Source organism: Sphingomonas sp. Marseille-Q8236, from assembly GCF_965112005.1.
This window is the reverse complement of the sequence record NZ_CBCOPO010000001.1, coordinates 808,767-827,668: the sequence shown is the minus strand read 5'-3', so window position 1 is coordinate 827,668 and position 18,902 is coordinate 808,767. Positions and strand designations below refer to the sequence as shown.

At 66.9% G+C, this 18,902-nt stretch carries 19 protein-coding genes; 9 read left to right on the top strand and 10 right to left on the bottom strand.

What is annotated here, in order from left to right; genetic code table 11:
• The first annotated feature begins 189 nt into the window (after nt 1-189).
• Both ACWPWT_RS03860 and ACWPWT_RS03855 read left to right on the top strand, forming a co-directional pair.
• Entirely contained in the window at nt 190-1,716 is a 1,527-nt protein-coding gene (locus ACWPWT_RS03860) for a peptide chain release factor 3 (protein WP_454278646.1), read from the top strand.
• Between the two features lie 57 nt (nt 1,717-1,773).
• Nucleotides 1,774-2,298, top strand: coding sequence for a hypothetical protein (locus ACWPWT_RS03855; protein ID WP_454278645.1), 525 nt, complete (start codon nt 1,774-1,776; stop codon nt 2,296-2,298).
• Nucleotides 2,299-2,357: 59 nt separating this feature from the next.
• Here ACWPWT_RS03855 and ACWPWT_RS03850 read toward each other — a convergent pair whose 3' ends face one another.
• The 5 genes from ACWPWT_RS03850 to rpmF form a co-directional block, all read right to left on the bottom strand.
• Nucleotides 2,358-2,723 (bottom strand): MerR family transcriptional regulator, encoded by a 366-nt coding sequence (locus tag ACWPWT_RS03850; RefSeq protein WP_454278644.1) that lies wholly within the window; start codon nt 2,721-2,723, stop codon nt 2,358-2,360.
• Complete coding sequence (locus ACWPWT_RS03845) at nt 2,707-3,006, bottom strand: integration host factor subunit alpha (protein WP_261268316.1); 300 nt, start codon at nt 3,004-3,006, stop codon at nt 2,707-2,709. Before ACWPWT_RS03845 ends, ACWPWT_RS03850 begins: the two co-directional genes overlap by 17 nt.
• A gap of 89 nt (nt 3,007-3,095) precedes the next feature.
• Nucleotides 3,096-4,064: a beta-ketoacyl-ACP synthase III gene (locus ACWPWT_RS03840; RefSeq protein WP_454278643.1), complete on the bottom strand. Its 969-nt coding sequence runs from the start codon at nt 4,062-4,064 to the stop codon at nt 3,096-3,098.
• Nucleotides 4,061-5,089 (bottom strand): phosphate acyltransferase PlsX, encoded by a 1,029-nt coding sequence (gene plsX, locus ACWPWT_RS03835; RefSeq protein ID WP_454278642.1) that lies wholly within the window; start codon nt 5,087-5,089, stop codon nt 4,061-4,063. Before plsX ends, ACWPWT_RS03840 begins: the two co-directional genes overlap by 4 nt.
• 39 nt (nt 5,090-5,128) lie before the next feature.
• Nucleotides 5,129-5,308, bottom strand: a complete 180-nt coding sequence (rpmF, locus tag ACWPWT_RS03830) for a 50S ribosomal protein L32 (protein WP_230482852.1) — start codon at nt 5,306-5,308, stop codon at nt 5,129-5,131.
• Nucleotides 5,309-5,513: 205 nt separating this feature from the next.
• Here rpmF and ACWPWT_RS03825 point away from each other — a divergent pair, with 205 nt between their 5' ends.
• Entirely contained in the window at nt 5,514-5,948 is a 435-nt protein-coding gene (locus ACWPWT_RS03825; RefSeq protein ID WP_454278641.1) for an MAPEG family protein, read from the top strand.
• Nucleotides 5,948-7,576 (top strand): M28 family metallopeptidase, encoded by a 1,629-nt coding sequence (locus ACWPWT_RS03820; RefSeq protein WP_454278640.1) that lies wholly within the window; start codon nt 5,948-5,950, stop codon nt 7,574-7,576. Before ACWPWT_RS03825 ends, ACWPWT_RS03820 begins: the two co-directional genes overlap by 1 nt.
• A 97-nt stretch (nt 7,577-7,673) precedes the next feature.
• Here ACWPWT_RS03820 and ACWPWT_RS03815 read toward each other — a convergent pair whose 3' ends face one another.
• The gene (locus ACWPWT_RS03815) at nt 7,674-8,348 is read right to left on the bottom strand and encodes an MBL fold metallo-hydrolase (protein WP_454278639.1); all 675 of its coding nucleotides are present in this window, start codon (nt 8,346-8,348) and stop codon (nt 7,674-7,676) included.
• An 82-nt stretch (nt 8,349-8,430) separates the two neighbouring features.
• Here ACWPWT_RS03815 and pabB point away from each other — a divergent pair, with 82 nt between their 5' ends.
• The 3 genes from pabB (at nt 8,431) to msrA (ending at nt 12,648) form a co-directional block, all read left to right on the top strand.
• Nucleotides 8,431-10,182: an aminodeoxychorismate synthase component I gene (pabB, locus tag ACWPWT_RS03810; protein WP_454278638.1), complete on the top strand. Its 1,752-nt coding sequence runs from the start codon at nt 8,431-8,433 to the stop codon at nt 10,180-10,182.
• A 54-nt stretch (nt 10,183-10,236) separates the two neighbouring features.
• Nucleotides 10,237-11,436 (top strand): pyridoxal phosphate-dependent aminotransferase, encoded by a 1,200-nt coding sequence (locus ACWPWT_RS03805; protein WP_454278637.1) that lies wholly within the window; start codon nt 10,237-10,239, stop codon nt 11,434-11,436.
• 546 nt (nt 11,437-11,982) lie between these two features.
• Nucleotides 11,983-12,648 (top strand): peptide-methionine (S)-S-oxide reductase MsrA, encoded by a 666-nt coding sequence (gene msrA, locus ACWPWT_RS03800; protein WP_454278636.1) that lies wholly within the window; start codon nt 11,983-11,985, stop codon nt 12,646-12,648.
• Between the two features lie 3 nt (nt 12,649-12,651).
• On the opposite strand, the gene pdeM is transcribed toward msrA, so the two are convergent.
• Nucleotides 12,652-13,314 (bottom strand): ligase-associated DNA damage response endonuclease PdeM, encoded by a 663-nt coding sequence (pdeM, locus tag ACWPWT_RS03795; RefSeq protein ID WP_454278635.1) that lies wholly within the window; start codon nt 13,312-13,314, stop codon nt 12,652-12,654.
• A 125-nt stretch (nt 13,315-13,439) separates the two neighbouring features.
• Here pdeM and ACWPWT_RS03790 point away from each other — a divergent pair, with 125 nt between their 5' ends.
• Nucleotides 13,440-15,398, top strand: coding sequence for a potassium transporter Kup (locus tag ACWPWT_RS03790; RefSeq protein ID WP_454278634.1), 1,959 nt, complete (start codon nt 13,440-13,442; stop codon nt 15,396-15,398).
• Nucleotides 15,399-15,452: 54 nt separating this feature from the next.
• Here the strand turns inward: ACWPWT_RS03790 and ACWPWT_RS03785 are convergent, their stop codons facing one another.
• Together ACWPWT_RS03785 and ACWPWT_RS03780 are read right to left on the bottom strand one after the other, a co-directional pair.
• Nucleotides 15,453-15,719: a hypothetical protein gene (locus ACWPWT_RS03785; RefSeq protein ID WP_454278633.1), complete on the bottom strand. Its 267-nt coding sequence runs from the start codon at nt 15,717-15,719 to the stop codon at nt 15,453-15,455.
• Between the two features lie 158 nt (nt 15,720-15,877).
• The gene (locus tag ACWPWT_RS03780; RefSeq protein WP_454278632.1) at nt 15,878-17,245 is read right to left on the bottom strand and encodes a DEAD/DEAH box helicase; all 1,368 of its coding nucleotides are present in this window, start codon (nt 17,243-17,245) and stop codon (nt 15,878-15,880) included.
• Between the two features lie 276 nt (nt 17,246-17,521).
• Between ACWPWT_RS03780 and ACWPWT_RS03775 the strand changes: the two genes are divergently transcribed.
• Nucleotides 17,522-18,523 carry a fumarylacetoacetate hydrolase family protein gene (locus ACWPWT_RS03775; RefSeq protein WP_454278631.1) on the top strand — a complete coding sequence of 334 codons (1,002 nt, stop codon included), beginning with the start codon at nt 17,522-17,524 and terminating at the stop codon, nt 18,521-18,523.
• A gap of 42 nt (nt 18,524-18,565) precedes the next feature.
• Here ACWPWT_RS03775 and ACWPWT_RS03770 read toward each other — a convergent pair whose 3' ends face one another.
• Nucleotides 18,566-18,856, bottom strand: a complete 291-nt coding sequence (locus ACWPWT_RS03770) for a 4a-hydroxytetrahydrobiopterin dehydratase (protein WP_454278630.1) — start codon at nt 18,854-18,856, stop codon at nt 18,566-18,568.
• Between the last annotated feature and the right edge of the window lie 46 nt (nt 18,857-18,902).

The window sequence follows — 18,902 nt, the reverse complement described above, 5'->3', positions numbered from 1 at the left end:
CCCTTCAGGGGAGGGGTTTGGGGTGGGGCCTCGCCCCAAACCCCGCGCCTGCGGGTCCGCCCCACCCCGGCCCCTCCCCTGAAGGGGAGGGGAGCTTTGTGAGGGCCTGTCTTGTGCCACAATTTGCTGTAACAGGCGCAGCATATCGGGCGCTCGGATGCGCCATTTCCCTATTCGACAGAGCCGCCCATGACTTCCCCCCGCCGTACCTTCGCGATCATCTCGCACCCTGACGCCGGTAAGACGACGCTGACCGAAAAGCTGCTCTATTTCGGCGGCGCGATCCACTTGGCGGGCGAGGTCAAGGCGCGCGGCCAGAACCGGCGCGCACGGTCGGACTGGATGAAGATCGAGCAGCAGCGCGGCATCTCGGTCACGTCCTCGGTCATGACGTTCGAGAAGGACGGCGTGACCTTCAACCTGCTCGACACGCCGGGCCACGAGGATTTCTCGGAGGACACCTATCGCACGCTGACCGCGGTCGACTCGGCCGTGATGGTCATCGACGCGGCGCGCGGTATCGAGGCGCAGACGCGGAAACTCTTCGAGGTGTGCCGCCTGCGCTCGGTGCCGATCATCACCTTCGTCAACAAGGTCGATCGCGAGGGCCGTCCGCCCTTCGAGCTGCTCGACGAGATCGCCGACATCCTGGCGCTCGACGTCGCGCCGATGAGCTGGCCGGTCGGCATGGGCGGGCTGTTCGAGGGTATCCTCGACCTGACCACCGGCAAGGTCAGCCGTCCCGAGGGCGACAGCCGCGCCTTCCTGGGCAAGGTCGACGACGCGCCAACGCTGCCCGCCGAAATTGCCGAAGAGGTTGAACTGGCCCAAGCCGGGTACGCTGCATTCGATGGCGAGGCCTATCGCAACGGCGACCTGACGCCCGTCTATTTCGGCTCCGCGCTGAAGGATTTCGGGGTCGCCGAGCTGATCGACGCGCTCAGCCGCCACGCGCCGCCGCCCCGGCCCCAGCCTGCCGAGCCCGCGCCCGTCGCGCCGGAGAACAAGGAAGTCACCGGCTTCGTGTTCAAGGTGCAGGCGAACATGGACCCGCAGCACCGCGACCGAATCGCGTTCATGCGGCTCTGCTCGGGCACCTTCAAGCGCGGCATGAAGCTGACCCCCACGGGCCATGGCAAGCCGATCGCGGTCCACTCGCCCATCCTGTTCTTCGCGCAGAATCGCGAAGTCGCGGACGAGGCGTTTCCGGGCGACATCATCGGCATCCCCAATCACGGCACGCTCCGTGTGGGCGATACGCTGTCCGAAAAGGCGGATGTCCGCTTCACCGGCCTGCCCAATTTCGCCCCCGAAATCCTGCGCCGCGTCGCGCTCAAGGACCCGACCAAGACCAAGCAGCTGCGCAAGGCGCTGGACGACATGGCCGAGGAGGGGGTGACCCAGGTCTTCTACCCGGAGATCGGGTCGAACTGGATCATCGGCGTCGTCGGGCAGCTCCAGCTCGACGTGCTGCTGTCGCGGCTCGATGCGGAATATAAGGTCGCGGCCGGGCTGGAGCCTGCGCCGTTCGACACCGCGCGCTGGATCACCGCCGAGGACCCCGCCGACCTCAAGGCGTTCATGGACCTCAACCGTTCGGCCATGGCCAAGGATCGCGACGACAACCCCGTCTTCCTCGCCAAGAGCGCCTGGGAGGTCGGCTATGTCGCCGATCGCTATCCCAAGGTCCGTTTCCTCGCCACGCGCGAACGATAAGGGAACCGGCGGGCCGTTTCGCGGCTTCAACGGTCCATGCACGAACAGGGACCCATCATGGACCGTACCGCGATCGAAGCGACCTTCGAGGCCAATGAGAAGCTGATCCGTCGCCGCGCGTTGAAGGCCGGAGCGAAAGCGCTGACCATCGGCACCGAAAGCCTGGCGGAGATGATCGACCAGATCGGCGATGCCTATGGCCTGACCGGCGCGCAGCGGCGTCAGCTGGAACCCGGCATGGCGATCGAGGCGCAGGAGATCGCGGCCAAGCTCAAGGGCTTTGTCGGCCCGGCCGCGATCCTCGGCGACCTGCGTGGCGGATCGGGCCTGTTGTCGCAGGCGCGGGCGGCGGGAAAGCTCGCCAAGACTGCGCGGCGGATCGGGAAGGGCGGGCTGGCCGCTGGTCGGATCGCCGCGCGTGGCGGACGGGCGGCGCGGGCTGTTCCGTGGGCGGCGCTCGGCGTGGCGGCTTGGGGCGTGGGCAATGGCGGCTGGTTCTGGTGGCGTGCCCATGCCTATAACCGGGCGTGCCGGGATTTGCTGCTGGGCGGGCAGGGCGGCGTGATCGAGCCGGCTAGATAGGGCGAGCGGGTTTCGACGTCGTTCGGCCTGAGCCACGTCGAAGCCCACGCCTGCAAATCCTATTTTTCCGCCCGGTCATCCCATGCCAGCGCTTCGGCCAGCGAATCGCGGATATGGCGTAGCGTCGTCGCCGGGTCGTCCTTGACGCGGGTTTCGCTCTCGAACAGTTGCTGCACCCCGCGTACGGTATAACCCTGCTGGTTGAGCAACCGGTCGATCCGGCGGATCAATGTCAGGTCGGCGGCACGATAATAGCGCCGGTTGCCCGCCCGCTGAACCGGCTTGAGTTGCGGAAAGCGGCTTTCCCAATAGCGCAGAACATGTTGCGCTACGCCGGTCTCGCGCGAAACCTCGCCGATGGTGCGCAGCGCACCATCGGTCTTGCCGCCGTCCGAGGGGCGTTCGGGTCTATCCAGCCGCGACAATACGATCGCGGATCATCTGGCTCGCGCGGAAGGTCAGGACGCGGCGGGGTGCGATCGGCACCTCGATCCCCGTCTTGGGATTGCGGCCGATCCGCTCCCCCTTGTCGCGCAGCACGAAGGTTCCAAAGCCCGAAATCTTGACATTCTCTCCCCGCGACAGCGCATCGCACATCTCGACGAGGATCTGCTCGACGATATCCGCCGAATCGGCGCGGGAAAGCCCCACTTCCTGATGCAGCGATTCAGCGAGATCGGCGCGGGTCAAAGTTCCGGCTTTGGTCATTTTCCATCCCCCAATGGTGTAATCGATCGCCTAACACATCGACTAATGGGACCGAAAGGGATTTATCTTGGTTAATGTCAATCGATTGTTTAAAAGCGAATGACCGCCGCCCCCCATGTAAACCCGCCGCCCATCGCCTCCAGAACGATCAGATCATTCTGCCGGATACGTCCGTCGCGAACGGCCGTATCCAATGCCAGAGGAACCGACGCCGCCGAGGTATTGGCGTGTCGGTCGACCGTGACGATGACTTTCTCCGCAGGCAGGTTCAACTTGCGTGCAGTGGCGTCGAGGATGCGGGCATTGGCCTGATGCGGCACGATCCAGTCGACATCCTGGGAAGACAGGCCGGCAAGGCCCAGCGCTTCTTCCATCACCTGCGCCAGATTGACGACGGCGTGGCGGAAGACCTCGCGGCCTTTCATCCGAAGCTTGCCGACCGTGCCGGTGGTGGAGGGGCCGCCATCGACATAGAGCAGGCCGTTGTGGCGGCCATCGGCGTGGAGCTTGGTCGCCAGGATGCCGCGACCGCCCTTTTCGTCGCTCTCGCGCGCTTCCAGGACCATCGCGCCGGCACCGTCGCCGAACAGGACGCAGGTGGTGCGATCTTCCCAGTCGACGATGCGGCTGAAGGTTTCGGCACCGATCACCAGGGCGCGACGCTGCACGCCGCTGCGCAGCATCGCATCGGCGACCTGCACGGCATAGAGGAAGCCCGAGCAGACCGCCGCCACGTCGAACGCGACGCAGTCGTCGATGCCCAGCATCGTCTGGACCTTGGTGGCGGTGGCGGGAAAGGTCTGGTCCGGGGTGGCGGTCGCCAGCACGATCAGATCGATATCCTGCGCCGACAGGCCCGCCGCCGCGATCGCGGCCTTGGCGGCGTCGGCGGCCAGCGTGGCGGTCGTTTCCTCCGGCCCCGCGATATGACGGAAACGGATGCCGGTACGCTCGACGATCCACTCGTCGGACGTGTCCACCTGCTGCGCCAGTTCCTCGTTCGATACCCGCCGGGTTGGAAGCGCCGAACCCGTACCCGTGATGATCGAACGAATCATGCGGCATCCTCGAAATTCAGGAGATCCTCGGCGATACGCCGGGTCAGGTCGGCGCGCACCATCTTGGCCGCATTGCCGATCGCGGTGGCGACGCCCAGTTCGGTCGCGCCGCCATGGCTCTTCACCACCACGCCGTTCAGGCCCAGAAAGACCGCACCATTATGATTGTTGGGGTCGAGGTGATCGCGCAGCAATTCGGTGGCGGGGCGCGAGATCAGGAAGCCGATCTTCGACCGGGTCGAGGAGCGGAAGGCGCGCTTCAGCAGATCGCCGACGAAGCGCGCGGTGCCCTCGGCGGTCTTCAGCGCGATATTGCCGGCAAAGCCGTCGCACACGATCACATCGACATCACCACGGGCGATCTGGTTGCCCTCGATAAAGCCGGTGAAGTTCAGGGGCAGATGGCTCTGTCCGCGCAGCACGGCGGCCGCGTCACGAATCTCGTCGGTGCCCTTCTGATCCTCGGACCCGATATTGAGCAAAGCGACGCGCGGATTGTCGAGTTCGAGCAGGATGCGGGCATAGGCCGCGCCCATCACCGCGAACTGGACGAGGTTGCGTGCATCGCACTCGGTATTTGCGCCGAGGTCGAGCATGACGACGTCATTGTCGCCCAGCGTAGGCAGTGGCGCGGCAAGCGCGGGCCGGTCGATGCCGGGCAGGGTGCGCAGGGACAGCTTGGCCATCGCCATCAGCGCGCCAGTATTGCCCGACGACACGGCGGCGGCGGCGCGGCCACGCTTCACCAGATCGATGGCGATACCCATCGATGTCGTGCGCGCACGCCGAATCGCCTGGCTCGGCTTCTCGCTGGAGCCGACCACTTCGGGCGCGTGCACGATTTCGGACGCGGCGGACAGATTGGGATGGGTCTTCAACCCCTCCGCAATCTGCGCCTCGTCCCCGACCAGCAGGAAGCGCATGCCCTCGAAACGGCGTCGCGCTCTGGCGACACCGGCGAGCATCACCGCCAGCCCGTCGTCGCCGCCCATCGCATCGACGGCGATCCAGGCGTTATCGGCCATGCGTTCCTCTAACGGTCGTTCAGTTCAAAGGTAGAGGGATCAGCCCTCGACCGACACGACCTCACGGCCGTTATAGTGGCCGCAAGCGGTGCACAGATTGTGCGGACGCTTCAGCTCGCCGCAGTTCGGGCATTCCTGGAACGCGGCGATCGACAGCGAGTCGTGGCCACGGCGCATGCCGCGCTTGGAGGGCGAAGTCTTTCTCTTGGGGACGGCCATTGCGGCACCTTATCAATTCGAACAATGGGTGGAATACGCCACGGTCAGCACCCATTGCGCGCCCGGATCGAAGACCCGGCCGCGTGAGCACCCAGCCGGACGCATCGCGAAGCCCCGCGCCTATAGCGAGTTTTGCCGATGTTGCAAGCTTTGCCACGGAATGGCAGGCGGTGTTCGGGTTCAATATACGGAGAATGCGGCGCTTATGGTCTTACCCGTCACGCTCAGCATCGCGGCGGCGGCCGCATTGGTCAATTTATGGCTCGCGCTGCGAATCGTGGTCGGGCGGGTAAAGGGCAAGGTTCTGCTCGGCGATGGCGGCGATTCGCGACTCGCCAGCGGCATGCGGGCACAGTCGAATTTCGTCGAATACGCTCCCTTCGTCCTGATCCTGATGGGACTGGTCGAGCTGGCGGGTGGGTCGCCCTTCTGGCTGTGGATATTGGGCGGCGCGTTCATCCTGGCGCGCATCGGCCATGGCTGGGGCATGATGCGGCCCGCGCCCAATGTCGGGCGCGCGGGCGGCGCGATCGGAACCTGGGCGATACTGGCGCTGTTGGCGGGCTGGGCGATCGGAATCGTCTATACCGCTCAGAGCGCGCCCGCGCCGACCACCACCATTGTAAGGATCGACCGCTGATGATTCGCTTCCCCCTCATCGGTCTGGCCGCCGTCGCGCTGACTGCCGCCGCACCCGACCCCATCTCGCCGTCGCGCCTGTCGGCGGATGTGAAGGTGCTCGCCTCCGACGGGTTCGAGGGGCGCGCGCCCGGCACCCCCGGCGAAGCGAAGACCGTCGACTGGCTGGTCGCGCAGTTCAAGGCGATGGGCCTCCAGCCCGGCGGCCCGGATGGACAGTGGACGCAGGCCGTGCCGCTGATTCGCACCCAGATCGGTCAGGGCGGGATGCGTGCGGGGTCGATGCCGCTGGTGCAGGGGCAGGGCGTCTATGTCTCGACCGTCCGTCCGGTCGACCGGGTCGCCATCGCCGATGCGCCGATGGTCTTCGTCGGCTATGGCGTCCATGCGCCGGAGCGCGGCTGGGACGATTTCAAGGGCGTCGACCTGAAGGGCAAGATCGCCGTCTTCCTGGTCAACGACCCCGATTTCGAGGCGGTCGATGGCGACGATGCCAAGGGCAAGTTCGGCGACCGGCGGATGACCTATTATGGCCGCTGGACCTATAAGTTCGAAGAAGCGGCGCGGCAGGGCGCGGTGGGTGCGCTGATCGTCCATGACACGCCGGGCGCGGGCTATGGCTGGGCGACCGTCACTGCCCCGGCCGGCGAGAATTACGACATCGTCCGCTCCGATCCGACTTCGCGTGTGCTGCTGCAAGGCTGGCTGTCGGGGGAGTCTGCAACGAAGCTGTTCGCCGCCGCCGGGCTGGACCTGGCGCAGCAGCGCAAGGCTGCGCGACGGGCCGATTTCCGCCCCGTCGAATTGAACGGCCAACGATTCTCCGCCGATCTGCCGGTCACGACGGTGCGGGCGGAGAGCCGCAACGTTCTGGCCCGGCTGCCCGGCAAAACCCGTCCGGACGAGGTCGTCATGTTCGGCGCGCACTGGGACGCCTATGGCAAGGGCGCGGCGGATGCGGACGGACGGGTGATCCGCCCCGGCGCCAATGACGATGCGCTGGGCGTTGCGGGGGTGCTGGAACTGGCGCGCGCGTTCAAGGCCGCGCCGCAGACCGACCGCAGCCTGGTCTTCGCGCTGTGGACGGGCGAGGAGCGCGGGCTGCTGGGGTCGGAAACCTATGCGGTGAAGCCGGTCTATCCGCTTTCCAAGACGGTCGCGAACCTGACGCTGGACATCCTCCAGACGGCGGGGCCTGCCAAGGACGTGATGCTGGTCGGTGACGGGCAGAATGATCTGGAAGACCGGCTGAAGAGCGCGGCCGCCGCACAGGGGCGCAGCGTGACGCCCGAGGCGCTGCCCGAACGCGGATTATTCTACCGCGCGGATCATTTCTCGGTCGCGCGGCGGGGCGTGCCGACGCTGCTGCTGATGGCGATCAGCGGGGCCCCAGATCTGGTCGAGGGTGGGCGTCCGGCGGGGCAGAAGTGGCTGGACGGCTATATGCGCTGCTATCACCAGACCTGTGACGCCTGGGACGCCAACTGGGATTTGCGCGGGGCGGCGGCGGATGTCGGGCTGTTCTATCGGATCGGGCGGGGCCTGGCGGATAGCCGGGACTGGCCGGAATGGCGTGCGGGTTCGGAGTTCAAGGCGATTCGGGCGGAGAGTGTCGCGGAAAGGAAGTGATTCCCTTGGCCTTCGACTTCGCACAGGCTGAACGGGGTTGGGGAAGCAATCCTACCCTCCGTTCAGGCTGAGCGAAGTCGGAGCCCACGCGAACCGCTTACCCCAGACCCAATACCCGGTCCGCCACGAACGCATTGCTCTGCCGCTCATGCCCGAAGGTGCTGGGCTGGCCGTGCCCCGGAATGAACGCCGTCTGATTCCCCAGCGGCCAGAGCTTCTCCACGATCGAGCGGATCAGCGTATCGTGGTCGCCACCGGGCAGGTCCGAACGCCCGACCGAACCCTGGAACAGCACGTCGCCGACCAGCGCGAAATGCGAGGGGGCATGGTGGAAAATCACATGCCCGCGCGTATGCCCCGGCGTCTCGTACACATCGAGCGTCAGATCGCCGATCATGACCGTATCGCCCTCCGACAGCCAGCGCGTCGGCTCCAGCACCTGCGCCGGGATGCCATAGGCCTGCCCGTCCTCGTCCAGCCGGGCGAGCCAGAAGCGATCCTCTTCCTGCGGTCCCTCGACCGCTACGCCAAGCGCATCGGACAGCGCCTTGGCACCGCCCGCATGATCGATATGGCCATGGGTCAGCAGGATCTTCTCCACCGTCACGCCGGTCTTGGCGATGGCGTCGTGGATGCGGGGCAGGTCGCCGCCGGGATCGACCACCGCCGCCTTCATCGTCGCGGTGCACCAGACGATCGAGCAATTCTGCTGAAGCGGGGTCACGGGGACGATCGCGGCGCGCAGCGGCGGGTTCTGGGGGGCATTAGTCATGCAACCTGGGATAGAGACTGGGACAGTCGCGGCCAATCGATACTTGCATGCGCGGGGGAGGGCCGTGCATGGATCGTCCCCCATGCTGCGCCTCGATGCCCCTTTCGTGCTGCTCGACGACGCCCGTGACGGAGGAGCGGCGGCGCGGCTCTATACCGCACCGGTCGACATCGTGGTCGCGCATCTGCCGCACGAGGTCGCGCCCGCGCTGGAAAAGCTGCGGCAGGCGCGGTCGCGCGGGCTGCACGCCGCCGGGATGATCGCCTATGAGGCGGGAGCGGCGCTGGAGCCCGGCGTGCCAGCCCCGAAGGCGGGGGACGGGCCGCTTTTGTGGTTCGGGCTGTTCGAGGATTATCGAAACCTGTCGGTCGAAGGCGCACTGCCCGATCCGGCGGGGGCGTGGATCGGCGCCTTGCGGCCCGAATGCGACGAGGAGCGTCATGCCGAGCAGTTCGCCGAGGTGCAGCGGCTGATCACGGCGGGGGACCTTTATCAGGTCAATCTGTCCTTCCGCGCGACCGCGCCGGTGCTGGGCGATCCGCTGGCGCTCTATGCCGCCTTGCGCGCCCGGTCGCGGGCGGGATGGGGCGCGGTGGTCGCCACCGGGGAGGCGACGATCCTGTCGCTGTCGCCCGAAATGTTCTTCGCGCTGGAGGGCGGCCGCCTGACCGCGCGGCCGATGAAGGGCACGGCGCGGCGCGAGGAGGACCCCCGTGCCGATGCGCGCGCCGCCCGGACGCTTCACGGCGATCCCAAGCAGCGCGCCGAAAATCTGATGATCGTCGACCTGATGCGCAACGATCTGTCGCGGGTCGCGCGGGCGGGCAGCGTCGCGGTGCCCGAACTGTTCGCGGTCGAACCCTATCCGACCGTGCACCAGATGGTATCGACCGTCACCGCCGATCTGGCCGAAGGGCGCGACGCGGTGGACGTGCTGGCCGCGCTCTTTCCGTGCGGCTCGATCACCGGCGCACCCAAGATTCGCGCGATGCAGGCGATCGCCGCGATCGAGGATTCCCCGCGCGGGCTTTATACCGGTTCGATCGGGCGGCTGGACGCGGATGGCGACGCGATGTTCAACGTCGCGATTCGCACGCTGACCTGGCCCAATGGCGCGACGGACGTGACGCTGGGGATCGGATCGGGGGTGGTCGCCGACTCGGCGGCGGCGGCCGAATGGGACGAATGCCTCGCCAAGGCGGCCTTCCTGTCCGGGGGCCAGCCCGATTTCGACCTGATCGAAACCATGGCCTTCGATCCGATCGAGGGCATCCAGCATCTGGAGGCGCATCTCGCCCGGATGAAGGCGAGCGCGGCGGCATTGGGCTTTGCCTTCAACCGGCATGATGCGCGCAACGAGTTGCAGGCGGCGACCTTCCGCCTGCGCGATGCGCGGCGGATCCGCCTGTTGCTCGCGCCCGGCGGGGCGCTGGTGGTCGAGGTGGCGCCGCCCCCCGCTCCCTTTGACGGGGTGGTGCCGGTGCGCATCGTGCCGCTCCCGGTCTCCCCGGAGGATCTGCGGTTGCGGCACAAGACCAGCGCACGGGGTTTCTACGATGCCGCGCGGGCCCGAGCAGGGACGGCGGAAGTCGTGTTCGAGGCCCCCGATGGCAGCCTGACCGAGGGCAGCTATACCTCGCTGTTCGTGCCGCGTGGCGACCGGCTGGCGACGCCGCCACTGGCCCATGGGTTGTTGCCCGGCGTGCTGCGCGGCCATTTGATCGAGTCGGGGCAGGCGGTCGAGGAGCGGTTGACCCGCACCGATCTTCGGGATGGATTCTTGCTTGGCAATGCGCTTCGTGGATTGTTTCGTGCGGAGGTGGTTGCGGATTGACGCGACGGCGGGCTAAAGCGCGCCCGCACTCTCCTGTCGCAAAGGTTCCGTTCCATGCAGCCCTCCGCCGCGCTCGGCCGTATCAGCCCGTCCCCCACGCTCGCCATCACCAGCCGCGTGATGGAGCTGAAGCGCGCCGGCGTCGACGTGATCGGGCTGGGCGCGGGCGAACCCGATTTCGACACGCCGGACTTCGTGAAAGAGGCCGCGATCCAGGCGATCCGCGACGGCAAGACCAAATATACGAACGTCGACGGCACGCCCGAACTGAAGGCCGCGATCGCGGCGAAGTTCGCGCGCGACAACGGCCTGACCTACAAAGCCGACCAGATCAGCGTGAATGTCGGCGGCAAGCACACCCTGTTCAATGCGATGGTCGCGACGATCGACGCAGGAGACGAGGTGGTGATCCCCGCGCCTTACTGGGTCAGCTATCCCGACGTGGTGCAGTTCGCGGGCGGCGTGCCGGTGATCCTGAAGGCGGGGCCGGAACAGGGTTACAAGCTAACCCCCGAGGCGCTCGATGCCGCGATCACGCCGAAGACCAAGTGGGTCATCCTGAACTCGCCGTCCAATCCGACGGGTGCGGGCTATACCGCCGACGAGCTGAAGGCGCTGGGCGAGGTCATCCTTCGCCACCCGCATGTCTGGGTCTTTGCCGACGATATGTACGAGCATATCGTCTATGACGGCTTCCGCTTCGCCACCATCGCGCAGGTCTGCCCCGAACTCTACGAGCGCACCCTGACCGTCAACGGCTGTTCCAAGGCCTATGCCATGACCGGCTGGCGCATCGGCTATGCGGGCGGCGCGCCCTGGCTGATCAAGGCGATCGCCAAGCTCCAGTCGCAGTCGACCTCCAACCCCTGCTCGATCGCGCAGGCGGCAGCGACCGCGGCGCTGACCGGCGACCAGAGCTTCCTCGCCGAGCGCAACCAGGCGTTCCAGGCGCGGCGCGACATGGTCGTGTCGATGCTCAATGCAATCGACGGCATGACCTGCCCGACGCCCGAAGGTGCCTTCTACGTCTATCCGTCCTTCGCACCGTTGATCGGCAAGACGACGCCCTCGGGCCGATTGATCGATAGCGACGAGGCGTTCGTCGGCTATCTGCTCGACGATGCGAAGGTCGCGGCGGTGCAGGGCGCGGCCTTCGGCCTCTCGCCCGCGATGCGGATCAGCTATGCGACCTCGAACGCGCTGCTTCGTGAGGCGTGCACCCGCATCCAGACGGCCTGCGCCGCGCTGAAATAAATTTTCGCTTTTGCGATGCGAAAGCCAGTCGATCGGGCCAAGTGGCTCGGTCGGCTGGCTTTTTCATTGGCGACCATGCGCCGCAGCAATATGGCTTAACTGTGGCATGAACGACACGTCCACGTGCCGTTAATGCTGTGTTTCTATAAACGCCATTGTCGGAACGGCGCCGATCGACCAGATGGCGCCCGGAAGATCGCCGCCCATTCGGGGGCGACCCGTTTTAGACAGGTGAAGACGAATGCGTGCCCTCCTCAAGTCCAGCTTCGTGTGGCAGTTCGCCGGCGGATTTGCGCTTGGCGCCCTGGGTCTCGTGGTGCTTCACCCGGGCGAGGCGCCCAGCCGTTATGCTTCGGCCCCGGTTGAGGCGGTTCGCTAAGACGGATTGCTGGCGAGGTGATTCCCATGGCCTTCGACTTCGCTCAGGCGGAACGGGGGCTGGGCAATAGTCCTGCCCCATAACAGCCGTTCACGCTGAGCGAAGTCGAAGGCCGCGCTGACACACCAGCCCCTGGCCGAACCCCAAAAACACCCCATATTCCGGTGATGCGCAATAGACTCTGCATCGCCTTGGCCGCGACCGCATTCGGAGCGGTCGCCTTGTCCTCGCTTCCCGCACGCGCCGAACGCGCCGTGCCGCTGCCCAAGGCGACGATCGACCTGCCTGCCATGGGTCGGTCGCAGACGGCGGTGCTGGCGGGCGGGTGCTTCTGGGGCATGGAGGCGGTGTTCGAACGGGTGAAGGGTGTGCGCGGCGTCACCGCCGGCTATGCCGGGGGCGGGGCGGCCGATGCCAATTACGCTGCCGTCTCGACCGAGCAGACTCGCCATGCCGAGGCGATTCGAATCACCTACGACCCCGCTCAGGTCTCCTACGCCACCCTGCTTCGCGTCTATTTCTCGATCGCGCATGATCCGACCCAGGTCGGCGGTCAGGGCCCGGACCGGGGGCCCAGCTATCGCTCCGCGATCTTCGCCCAGTCGCCGCAACAGGCGCAGGTCGCGCGCGCCTATATCGCGCAACTGACCAAGGCCCATGCCTTCGCCAGACCGATCACCACCCGCATCGAGCAGGGTGGCTTCTTCCCGGCTGAGGCCGAGCATCAGAATTTCTACGATCGCAATCCGATGCACCCCTATATCATGCGCTGGGACAAGCCCAAGGTCGCGGGGTTCCGCGCGGGCTTTCCCGACCTCGCACGCGCCGGATAGGCGTCAGGCCGCGACGGGGAAGCGCAGCATCCGGTCGCGCACCGGGACCAAGGCTTCCGCCGAGCGCCCCACCGCCTCGATCAGCGCGGGGTGATCCACGTCCAGCCCGCCGGTCAGCGCCCCGAAGGCGGGCAGGACGAGCTTGTTGACGGTGCCGACGAAGCAGCGGCGCGCGACCAGCTTGCCCCGCACCCGCAGGCGAAGCTTGGGATGGAAATGGCCCGACAGTTCGGGCCGCGTTTCCGCCGGATCGGCCTCGTGGCGCAGGATCAAGCCATCGACCAGCGCCTCGTCCACCACCGCGCCGCCGCATCGGTCGCGAAGCACCGGGTCATGATTTCCCGTGATCCAGGTCCAGTCGGTCGCCTCGGTCAGCGCCAGCAACATCGCCCGCGCTTCGGGAAGCAGCCGGTCGCACCCTTCCGCATCGTGAAAGCTGTCGCCCAGGCACCAGACCTCCCGCGCGCCCGTTCGCGCCACGATCGCGGTTAACTCGCTCAACGTGGCGAGCGAGTCGTACGGGGGCAGCATCTGCCCACCCCCCGCATACCAGCTCGCCTTTTCCAGATGCAGGTCCGCGACCAGCAGCGCGGCCCGCGCGGGCCAGAACAGCGCGCCATCGGCCAGCGCCTGAAACGCATGCCCGCCGAACGAAAAGGGAACCATTTGCCGTCCATGCGCTTGACGCTCGGCAATATCAAGCGTTTGCAAAGGGTATGGGAAAGCCCTTGCTTCCGAGACGGAGAAGCGTAAAGCGCGCCGTCCTTTTGGCTCAGGGGGTTCCGGCGGACATGACGGGGACGGCAACCGACATTACGAGCGACCAGACCGCGGCGGAGACCGCGCACCGTCACCCCGCGCTGGCCGCGCTGACCATCGGGGCGATCGGCGTGGTGTTCGGCGACATCGGCACGAGTCCGCTCTACGCCTTTCGCGAAGCCCTGTCGCAATCCGCTGGCGACGGCATCGACCCCAGCGAGATCCTCGGCGTGCTCAGCCTGGCGCTCTGGTCGCTGATCCTGGTGGTCACGATCAAATATGTCGTCTTCCTGATGCGCGCCGACAATCAGGGCGAGGGCGGCGTGCTGGCGCTGGCCGCGCTGGCCCGCCGCTCGGTGGGGATTCGGTCGAAACTGGCGCTGGTCCTGGGGGCGGCGGGCGCATCGCTCTTTTATGGCGATGCGATCATCACGCCCGCGCTGTCGGTCCTGTCCGCGATGGAGGGGCTGCACACCATTCCCGCCGCCGCGTCGATCTTCAACGAAGACGTGATCCGGATGTGCACCATCGTCATCCTGGTCGCCTTGTTCTTCATCCAGTCGCGGGGCACCGCCTCGGTATCCAAGCTGTTCGGCCCCATCTGTATCCTGTGGTTCCTCGTCATCGGCGGGCTGGGCCTGTGGCATATCGCCGACGAACCCTCGATCGCGCGGGTGATCTGGCCGGGCTATGGCATCAGCTTCTTGGCGAGCCATGGCGTGGTCGGGCTGTTCGTGCTGGGCGCGGTGTTCCTGACCGTGACGGGGGCCGAGGCGCTGACCGCCGATATGGGGCATTTCGGGCGATTGCCGATCCGCATCGGCTGGTTCTCGCTGGTGCTGCCGGCGCTTGCGCTCAACTATTTGGGGCAGGGGGCCTTTGCCCTGTCCGCGCTGGAGCAGGCGAGCGCCAATGGCCAGCCCTTTACCAATCAGGACTGGTTCTTCCTGATGGCGCCCGAGGCGTTTCGCCCCGCGCTGATCGTGCTGGCGGGGCTCGCCACGGTGATCGCGGCGCAGGCGGTGATCACCGGCGCCTTTTCGCTGACCCAGCAGGCGATTCAGCTCGGGCTGCTGCCCCGATTGCGCGTCCGTCAGACGTCGGCTGATTTCCAGGGGCAGATCTATCTGCCGGCGATCAACTGGCTGTTGCTGTTCGGGGTGCTGGTGCTGGTCATCCAGTTCAAGACCTCCTCGGCCATGGCCGCCGCCTATGGCATCGCGGTGACGGGCACGATGGTGGTGACGACCTGCCTCGCCTATCTGGTCGTGCGGCATCGCTGGTGCTGGTCGCGTCCGCTGGCACTGGCGGCGATCCTGCCCTTCCTGGCGCTCGATCTCGTCTTCTTCGGGGCCAATATCCTGCGCGTGATCGAGGGGGGCTGGGTGCCCCTGCTGGTCGGCGCGGCCGTCGGCACGATCATCCACACCTGGGTGCGGGGGCGCGGCATCGTCGCGGCCTTCGAGAAGCGGCAGGCCATCCCCCTCGCCGACCTCGCCGCCGCGCTCGCCAAGCGTCCGCCCGAGCGGGTGCCGGGGACGGCGGTGTTCCTGACCGCCAATCCCGCCTCGGCACCCGGCGCGCTCCTTCACAATCTCAAGCACAACAAGATCCTGCACGAGCAGAATCTGATCGTGACGATCCGCACCGCCGACCGCCCCGTCGTGTCGAGCGAGCGGCGGGCGCATGTCGAACGGCTGGACGACAATTTCGCCACTGTGGCGCTGACCTATGGCTTCATGGAAACGCCCGACGTGCCGCGCGATCTGCCCCGCGACCTGGGGGTGGAGATGCGTTCCTCGGGGCTGGACCCGATGAAGACTAGCTACTTCATCGGCCGCAACACGCTGAAACCCGAAGCGGAAAAGGGCATGCCGCCCTGGCAGGACCGGCTGTTCATGTTCCTTCAGCGCAATGCGAGCGACCCCACCGACTTCCTGCGCATCCCGCCGGGCAAGGTGCTGGAGCTGGGCGAGCAGGTGACGGTGTAGGCGACCACCACCGGGCTCTTGCCCGGTGATGGGGCGGCTATAGCCCGTCCTTTGTTACAGCAAGACCTTGGGCGGCTTGGCGGCCTCGACCGCGACCAGCACCATCTTTTCCCAGACCGCAGGGTCGCCTGCCTCGGCCATCGCCTGATCGGGTTCGCGCAGGGTGCGCAGGACCGCCAGCGCATCGGCCATATGCTCGCGCCAGTGATCGTCGACCAGCCGCGCGGCCGATTCCGAATCGCCCCCGGCATTGGCGCTGAGCCGTTGACCGCACAGCACGCGCGCGATGCGTTCGGCGGCGGGGGTGTGGGCAATATCCATGGCAACCTCTCCTGATGCGCGGATCGTTACGCGATCAACGCGGGAGAGGGGTGGGAGTTCACATGGCGGCGTCCGGCCAATGGCGAAGGGCCCGGCCTTCGCGATGGGCGTGGGACAGCCGTTCGGCGGAGAGCTCTATGGCTCTCCGCCGCATCGAATCAGCCCTGTGCGCCGCGACCGGCACCACCGCCGCCACCAGGGCGACCCTGACCGCCACGGCCACGACCGCCGCCGCTGCGACGACGCGGCTGACGGCCCTGCGGCGCGCGGGCATCGGTCGCGCGCGGGGAATGCGTGGCGCGGGGCCGCGCCGGATCGCGCGGGCGGTCGACGCGGGGCGCGGGATCAGCGCCGATCGCCTTCACCCGCTGCGACTTGATCGTTTCGGCGCGCTTCACGAAATCGGCGGGCAGCGGCACGACGGTGATCTTCTGCCGCGTCAGCTTCTCGATATCCTTCAGATACGGACGCTCATCCTCGGCGCAGAAGGCGATGGCCAGGCCCGACCGACCCGCACGCGCGGTGCGGCCGATGCGGTGGACATATTGCTCCGCGACATTGGGCAGCTCGAAGTTGAAGACGTGGCTGACGCCCGGAATGTCGATGCCGCGTGCGGCGATGTCGGTGGCCACCAGCACGCGGGTCTGGCCCGACCGGAACTCGCCCAGCGCGCGCTCGCGCTGGCCCTGGCTCTTGTTGCCGTGGATCGCATTGGCCGCGATGCCGTTGCCCGCCAGCAGCTTCACGACGCGGTCCGCGCCATGCTTGGTGCGGGTAAAGACCAGCGCCAGCTCGATCGCGGGATCGGCAAGCAGGATGGTCAGCAGCGCCTGCTTTTCCTGTTGCGTGACGAAGGTCACCGACTGCTCCACGCGCTCGGCGGTGGTCGAGACCGGGGTCACGGTGACGGTCGCGGGATTGTCGAGGAACTTGTCGGCCAGGTCCCGGATCGCGGCGGGCATGGTCGCCGAGAAGAACAGCGTCTGGCGCTTGCGCGGCAGCATCTTCACGATGCGGCGCAGCGCGTGGATGAAGCCCAGGTCGAGCATCTGGTCGGCTTCGTCCAGCACCAGGATTTCGATCATCGACAGGTTCAGGAAGCCCTGCTCGACCAGATCGATCAGACGGCCCGGCGTCGCGACCAGGATGTCGACGCCGCGCGACAGGTCCTGACGGTTCTTGTTCAGGCTGGTGCCGCCAAAGACGGTCGCGACCGCCAGCTTGGAGAATTTGGCATAGCCCTTCGCATTCTCGGCGATCTGGCTGGCCAGTTCACGGGTCGGGGCGAGCACCAGCATCCGGCAATGGGTCGGCAGGACGCGCTTGTTCGCCTCGACCAGACGCTGGATCGACGGCAGCACGAACGCGGCGGTCTTGCCGGTGCCGGTCTGCGCGATGCCCAGCAGGTCGCGGCCTTCCAGCAGCGTCGGGATCGAATCGCGCTGGATGGGGGTGGGTTCGGAATAGCCCTTGGCCTCGAGCGCGCGGACGAGCGGCTCGGCAAGGCCGAGTTCGGAAAAGGACATGGAATTGCTTTCGATCATGGCGCGCGAGTCACGGAAGGGCCGCGAGGAGCGGCGCCGGGGTTGATGACACCCCGCGTGACAAGGGAAGCCTGAAGACAGGGTCGGGGCGGAGCCGGGACCAGATGGTCCGTTCACGCTGCGAGTGGACGCCTCGACGAGTGGGCATGTGCTCCCTGCCTTGCGAAAAGTCAAGTTTAAGGCAGGATCGGCATGCGGTGGCGTGACAACCGTGGGCAGATGGTTACATCTGATACCAAGCAGCGAAGAGGAGCCCTGATGAAACTCGCCAGTCTGAAACACGGTCGCGACGGCAAGCTGGTCGTCGTGTCGAGCGACCTCGCCTGGTATGCGGATGCGGACCATATCGCCCCGACCCTGCAGGCCGCGCTCGACGATTGGGACCGGGTCGCCCCCGCGCTCGCCAATCTGGCGACCGACCTGGATCACGAAGCCATTCCGCGGGCGCGCTTTCATGAGCATGACGCGGCCTCGCCCTTGCCGCGCGCCTATCAATGGGCGGACGGATCGGCCTATGTGAATCATGTCGCGCTCGTCCGGCAGGCGCGGGGCGCGGAACTGCCCGACAGCTTCCGGCACGACCCGCTGATGTATCAGGGCGGGTCGGACGGGTTCCTGGGGCCGCGCGACGCGATTCCGCTGGCCGACGAAAGCTGGGGCTGCGACCTGGAGGGCGAGGTCGTCGTGGTCACCAGCGACGTGCCGCTGGGTGCGAGTCGAGAGGAGGCGCTGGCGGCGATCCGGCTGGTCGGGCTGACCAACGACGTGTCGCTCCGGGCGCTGATTCCGAGCGAGCTGGCCAAGGGGTTCGGTTTCTTCCAGTCCAAGCCCGCCTCGGCCTTTTCGCCGGTGTTCGTGACGCCCGAATCACTGGGCGACTGGTGGCGGGACGGCAAGCTGCACCGGGTGTTGAAGGTCGATCTCAACGGCCAGCCCTTTGGTCGCGCGGATGCGGGGCAGGACATGACCTTCGACTTCGGCACGCTGGTCGCTCATGCGGCGAAGACCCGCGCGCTGGGGGCGGGGACGATCATCGGTTCGGGCACCGTGTCCAACCGCGACGCCGATGGCGGGCCGGGCAAGCCCGTCGCCGAGGGTGGTGTCGGCTATAGCTGCATCGCCGAGGTGCGGATGATCGAGACGATCCAGGGCGGCGAGGCCAGGACGCCGTTCCTCAAGAAGGGCGACACGGTGCGCATCTGGATGGAGGACGACCGCCACCATCCGATCTTCGGCGCGATCGAACAGACGGTCGAATAAGAGCCGATCCTCCCCATCGGCGATGGGGAGGATTCATGCGGGTCAGCCCACCAGCGCGTCGATGGCCTCGGCCATGTCGATGTCACGCGCCGACAGGCCGCCCGCATCATGGGTGGTCAGCATGATGTCGACCCGATTCCAGACATTGGACCATTCGGGATGATGATCGGCCTTTTCCGCCAGCAAGGCGACGCGGGTCATGAAGCCGAACGCCTCGTTGAAATCGGCGAAGACGAACCGCCGGGTGATCGCATCGCGCGCCTCGTCCCAGTCCCATTCGGGCAGGCCGTCCAGCGCCTCGTCCCGGTCCAGATCGTTCAGCCGCTCCACCATCGCCGTCCCTTTGCTTCTCTTGTCCTTTTGGCGGGCACAGCGGTAT

What these genes read in the sequence shown, in the direction of transcription:
- ACWPWT_RS03860 (WP_454278646.1), top strand. Translation starts at nt 190, where the DNA reads ATGACTTCCCCCCGCCGTACCTTCGCGATCATCTCGCACCCTGACGCC.
- ACWPWT_RS03855 (WP_454278645.1), top strand. Translation starts at nt 1,774, where the DNA reads ATGGACCGTACCGCGATCGAAGCGACCTTCGAGGCCAATGAGAAGCTG.
- ACWPWT_RS03845 (WP_261268316.1), bottom strand. Translation starts at nt 3,006, where the DNA reads ATGACCAAAGCCGGAACTTTGACCCGCGCCGATCTCGCTGAATCGCTG.
- ACWPWT_RS03840 (WP_454278643.1), bottom strand. Translation starts at nt 4,064, where the DNA reads ATGATTCGTTCGATCATCACGGGTACGGGTTCGGCGCTTCCAACCCGG.
- plsX (WP_454278642.1), bottom strand. Translation starts at nt 5,089, where the DNA reads ATGGCCGATAACGCCTGGATCGCCGTCGATGCGATGGGCGGCGACGAC.
- rpmF (WP_230482852.1), bottom strand. Translation starts at nt 5,308, where the DNA reads ATGGCCGTCCCCAAGAGAAAGACTTCGCCCTCCAAGCGCGGCATGCGC.
- ACWPWT_RS03825 (WP_454278641.1), top strand. Translation starts at nt 5,514, where the DNA reads ATGGTCTTACCCGTCACGCTCAGCATCGCGGCGGCGGCCGCATTGGTC.
- ACWPWT_RS03820 (WP_454278640.1), top strand. Translation starts at nt 5,948, where the DNA reads ATGATTCGCTTCCCCCTCATCGGTCTGGCCGCCGTCGCGCTGACTGCC.
- ACWPWT_RS03815 (WP_454278639.1), bottom strand. Translation starts at nt 8,348, where the DNA reads ATGACTAATGCCCCCCAGAACCCGCCGCTGCGCGCCGCGATCGTCCCC.
- pabB (WP_454278638.1), top strand. Translation starts at nt 8,431, where the DNA reads ATGCTGCGCCTCGATGCCCCTTTCGTGCTGCTCGACGACGCCCGTGAC.
- ACWPWT_RS03805 (WP_454278637.1), top strand. Translation starts at nt 10,237, where the DNA reads ATGCAGCCCTCCGCCGCGCTCGGCCGTATCAGCCCGTCCCCCACGCTC.
- msrA (WP_454278636.1), top strand. Translation starts at nt 11,983, where the DNA reads ATGCGCAATAGACTCTGCATCGCCTTGGCCGCGACCGCATTCGGAGCG.
- pdeM (WP_454278635.1), bottom strand. Translation starts at nt 13,314, where the DNA reads ATGGTTCCCTTTTCGTTCGGCGGGCATGCGTTTCAGGCGCTGGCCGAT.
- ACWPWT_RS03790 (WP_454278634.1), top strand. Translation starts at nt 13,440, where the DNA reads ATGACGGGGACGGCAACCGACATTACGAGCGACCAGACCGCGGCGGAG.
- ACWPWT_RS03785 (WP_454278633.1), bottom strand. Translation starts at nt 15,719, where the DNA reads ATGGATATTGCCCACACCCCCGCCGCCGAACGCATCGCGCGCGTGCTG.
- ACWPWT_RS03780 (WP_454278632.1), bottom strand. Translation starts at nt 17,245, where the DNA reads ATGTCCTTTTCCGAACTCGGCCTTGCCGAGCCGCTCGTCCGCGCGCTC.
- ACWPWT_RS03775 (WP_454278631.1), top strand. Translation starts at nt 17,522, where the DNA reads ATGAAACTCGCCAGTCTGAAACACGGTCGCGACGGCAAGCTGGTCGTC.
- ACWPWT_RS03770 (WP_454278630.1), bottom strand. Translation starts at nt 18,856, where the DNA reads ATGGTGGAGCGGCTGAACGATCTGGACCGGGACGAGGCGCTGGACGGC.